We start from the raw sequence: 4,250 nt of genomic DNA on the forward strand, positions 1-4,250 counted from the left end.
ACACTATTAATTTGCCCTAGATCATCTGAACAAAGCATAAAACAAATTGTTGCTGATGTAAAATCGAAATTCGGCACAAAATATATTTAACCCCATTTAATTATCTTTTAACACATCCGGATCGGGCCAGACCTTAATCCGGATGTGTCGTTTTATTTACGTCCAATTTTACTGTTGCAATGTCTAAATTTTTATATGGAATTGATTTCGGCACAACCAATTCAGCCCTATCAATTTTTGATGAAGAGAAAAAGGAAATCATAAAAACAATTATTGTTCCTTCAATACTCTATTTCCAAAGCGAGCAAAGTACTACAGAGCCCTTAAAATATGTGGTGGGCGACCAGGCTATAGCTCAATACATAAAGGATGGAATGAAAGGGAGATTCATGAAATCTATAAAACGTATTCTTCCAAGAAGCAGTTTTATAGAAACCAGAATTCATAACAAAAAATTTAACGCCTCAGACCTTGTTACCCTGATATTAAAGGAATTAAAGGACAAAGCCGATGAGGTTATTGGTTATGATTGTAAAAAGGCCATTATCGGTCGCCCTGTCTTTTTTGACGATGACAATACCACAAAAGATGCACTTGCACAAAAAAGACTTAACAAAGCAGCAGAAAACGCCGGTTTTGAAGAAGTAAGATTCCAGTTTGAACCCATAGGTGCTGCTTTTGCATATGAAAAGACAATATCTAAAAAGGAAAAAGTACTTGTAGCGGATTTAGGTGGTGGAACAACTGATTTTACCTATCTGGAGCTTGACCCGGCGAAGGTTGGTAGTAAAGATAGAAGAAAGGATATAATTGCAACTGGGGGTATTTATATTGGGGGCGACAGCTTTGATTCTGCATTTATGTGGGACAAAGGAACACCTCATTTTGGAAAACACACGCTATACGAAGCTGCACCAGGAAAAATGCTTACAGTCCCGGTTTCTTTATTTGCGAATATATGCTCCTGGGAACAAATGAACTTTTTTAATGGAATTAAGATTAAAAATGATCTTCAAAACTATTATCATTACTCTAAGCAGGATAGAAAATTCAAAAATCTGATTACACTTACCGACAATAATCTAGGATATTCTCTTTTTCAATCAGTTGAAAAAACAAAAGTGGAATTATCGTCACTTCCTGTTTCGCAGTTTCAGTATTCAAAAATGGATATTGAAATTAACGATGAAGTATCCATTGATCAGTATAATGGCATTATTCAAAAAGATGTTAAAAAGATAAGTGCTTACTTAGATGATTTTCTATTAAATCATCAGATCGCTGTAAATGATATCGATAGCCTTTTCCTTACTGGAGGTACATCTATGGTTGCTGCAATCAAGGACCTCTTTAAAACAAAATTCCCAAATACACCAGTGCATTCGGGAGATAATTTTATTAGTGTAGCTAAAGGACTTGCCTATAGCGGATATTTATTTGAGGAATGATAAGTTAAACTTATCATTCCAACTATTACGAACGTTGTCTTATCGCTTCGTACAGGATAATACCTGCAGAAACAGATACGTTTAATGAACTGATTTCGCCAAGCATTGGGATTTTAGCCAGGTGGTTGGCCATTCTCATAATTTCGTTCGAAATACCTTCATCCTCTGCTCCCATAACGATGGCTGTTGGGGCTGTATAATCCGGAGCGTATATTAAATCATTGGTCTTTTCAGTACAAGCAACAATCTGTAAACCGCATTCCTGTAAAAACAATGCCGTTTTTTGAAGATTTGGATGTCTGCATACCGGTATACTAAACAAAGCTCCTGCCGAAGTCTTAATGGCATCAGCGTTGATCTGTGCAGAATTTTTAGTAGGCACAATTATAGCATGTACTCCTGCACAGGCAGCAGTTCTGGCTATTGCACCCATATTTCTTACATCCGTAATTCCATCAAGAATCAAAACTAAAGGTGTTTCTCCCTTTTCGTAAACTAATGGGATGATATCTTCAATTTTTTGAAAGGTAATGGATGAAATTACAGCAATTACTCCCTGATGATTCTTTKGGGTCATCCGGTTCAATTTCTCTACCGGAACATTATGCACCGGCGCATCAACCTCCTTTAACAGCTGTTTTAACTCCAAGATAATTTCGCCAGTTAAACTACGTTGTATGTAAATACTCTCTATATCTTTACCAGCCTTAATAGCCTCTATTACTGCACGTATACCAAATACGAACTCATTATTTTCTTTAGGTCTGGCAGACCTTCTTGAGTTTTCCATTTCCTTTAAATTGAAGCGCAAAAATAGCTCAAAAATTGCGATTAATTTAACCTAATTTTTAAGTGCGAGTGTTTTGCTTATCAACATCTTGCTGTTAGGAAATTGTTCGAATTCACGAAAGTCATGTTAAGACGAATGAATTTAAGTTGTGGGAATGTTCATAAAGATTTTAAGAAGAGACCTAATTTTTGTCTATTTTTGTATTCATGAGCAGCGATAACGGAACACAAGGACAAGACAAGGCAAACTTTACAGCGCGGAAAAATAGATTAAGTAATTCTATGACCACGATGGGAAAGATCCCGCCTCAGGCAATTGACCTTGAAGAAGCTGTCCTTGGTGCATTAATGCTCGAAAAAGATGCCCTATCTACCGTAATTGACATTCTAAAACCCGAAGTATTTTATCATGAAGGGCATAAAAAAATCTTTGAAGCAATTCAGGGGCTTTTTCAGAAATCCAAACCAGTAGATATTTTAACCGTTACCTCTGAATTGAGAACGCTCGGACAATTAGAAATGATTGGGGGCGCTTATTATATCACTAACCTGACAAATAGAGTAGCTTCAGCAGCGAACATAGAATTCCATGCCCGTATCATTTCCCAAAAATATATTCAGCGGGAATTGATCAGGATCTCTTCAGAGATTATTCAGAATGCGTACGAGGACACCACAGATATATTCGATTTGCTGGATCATGCAGAAAAGAACTTATTTGATATTGCTCAGAACAATTTAAGAAGAGATACACAAAAGATGGATGAGATTGTAAAACAATCTTTAGCCACCTTAGAAGCGCTTCGTGGTAAAAGCGATGGGTTAACAGGTGTTCCATCCGGCTTTACTGATCTTGATCGTATTACAGGTGGATGGCAACCTTCAGATTTAGTAATCATTGCAGCTCGTCCGGCGATGGGTAAAACAGCATTCGTTCTAACCTGTGCACGTAATGCAGCTGTAGAATTTAAAAGACCCGTTGTAGTGTTCTCATTAGAGATGTCGTCTGTTCAATTGGTAAATCGTTTGATTTCAGGAGAAACCGAGATTGAGCAGGAAAAAATCAGAAAAGGAAATCTGGCAGAATGGGAATGGCAACAGCTACATAGTAAAATAGGAACCTTAACAGAGGCTCCACTATTAATAGACGATACCCCTGCCCTTAACATCTTTGAATTCAGAGCAAAATGCAGAAGGCTTAAATCTCAATATGACCTGCAATTAATCATCATCGATTATTTGCAGTTGATGCATGGTAAGGGAGAAGGACAAAGCGGCGGTGGTAACAGGGAGCAGGAAATTGGTAGTATATCAAGAGCGCTTAAATCTGTTGCCAAAGAACTAAATGTACCTGTACTTGCACTATCGCAGTTAAGTCGTGCCGTAGAGAGCAGACCTGGTGTTAACGGAAAACGACCAATGCTATCGGATTTACGTGAATCTGGATCTATCGAGCAGGATGCGGATATGGTACTATTCTTATACAGACCAGAATATTATGGTATTACCGAAGATGAGCAGGGACGCTCCCAAGCTGGTATTGGTGAGGTAATTATTGCAAAACACCGTAACGGTGAAACCGGAATTGTACCGCTACGCTTTATTGGTAAGTATGTGAAATTTGCGGATTTGGAAGAAAGCTTCTCTGCACCTACTTCATTCTCTATGGACAGTCCTGGTGCAGGTATGCATCCTTCGCAAGATTTTGACAGACCCACCGGAAATGTAATCATTAAACCATCGCGCATGGATGACATGCATGATGAAGATGCTCCGTTCTAATCAGCCAATGGAGCTATAAAAAGTAGCCTAACAATATACCACCCAAAACAATAAAAGGCGGGCTTATTTTAGTGRAATTCAGAATAAGAAATGTTACTATTAAAACCGTTATTGCTGTAAAGTCCATACCAATTGGCTTTACAAGGAGAATAAATGCAGCAATAATAAAACCCACGCTTACAGCATTTATCCCGGATAACGAATATTTAATACGTGCTATCTTTTTAAGAT

4 protein-coding genes are annotated in these 4,250 nt (G+C 37.8%); 2 read left to right on the forward strand and 2 right to left on the reverse strand.

From position 1 onward, the window contains the following. The first annotated feature begins 179 nt into the window (after nt 1–179). On the forward strand, nt 180–1,448 hold the full coding sequence (locus AC1DG9_RS24070; RefSeq protein ID WP_172663180.1) for an Hsp70 family protein: 1,269 nt from the start codon (nt 180–182) through the stop codon (nt 1,446–1,448). A 25-nt stretch (nt 1,449–1,473) separates the two neighbouring features. Here AC1DG9_RS24070 and rlmB read toward each other — a convergent pair whose 3' ends face one another. Then, nucleotides 1,474–2,238 carry a 23S rRNA (guanosine(2251)-2'-O)-methyltransferase RlmB gene (gene rlmB, locus AC1DG9_RS24075; protein ID WP_477635382.1) on the reverse strand — a complete coding sequence of 255 codons (765 nt, stop codon included), beginning with the start codon at nt 2,236–2,238 and terminating at the stop codon, nt 1,474–1,476. 206 nt (nt 2,239–2,444) lie between these two features. Here rlmB and dnaB point away from each other — a divergent pair, with 206 nt between their 5' ends. Beyond that, the gene (gene dnaB, locus AC1DG9_RS24080; RefSeq protein ID WP_172663182.1) at nt 2,445–4,019 is read left to right on the forward strand and encodes a replicative DNA helicase; all 1,575 of its coding nucleotides are present in this window, start codon (nt 2,445–2,447) and stop codon (nt 4,017–4,019) included. A 13-nt stretch (nt 4,020–4,032) separates the two neighbouring features. Here dnaB and AC1DG9_RS24085 read toward each other — a convergent pair. Further along, nucleotides 4,033–4,250, reverse strand: a 218-nt coding sequence (locus AC1DG9_RS24085) for a chromate transporter (protein WP_477635383.1), incomplete at its 5' end; no start/stop codon positions are given.

The organism is Pedobacter sp. 05L430, from assembly GCF_056397585.1.

Bases quoted from the DNA above. Each gene is read 5' to 3' on its own strand.
- AC1DG9_RS24070 (WP_172663180.1), top strand. From the start codon at position 180: ATGTCTAAATTTTTATATGGAATTGATTTCGGCACAACCAATTCAGCC.
- dnaB (WP_172663182.1), top strand. From the start codon at position 2,445: ATGAGCAGCGATAACGGAACACAAGGACAAGACAAGGCAAACTTTACA.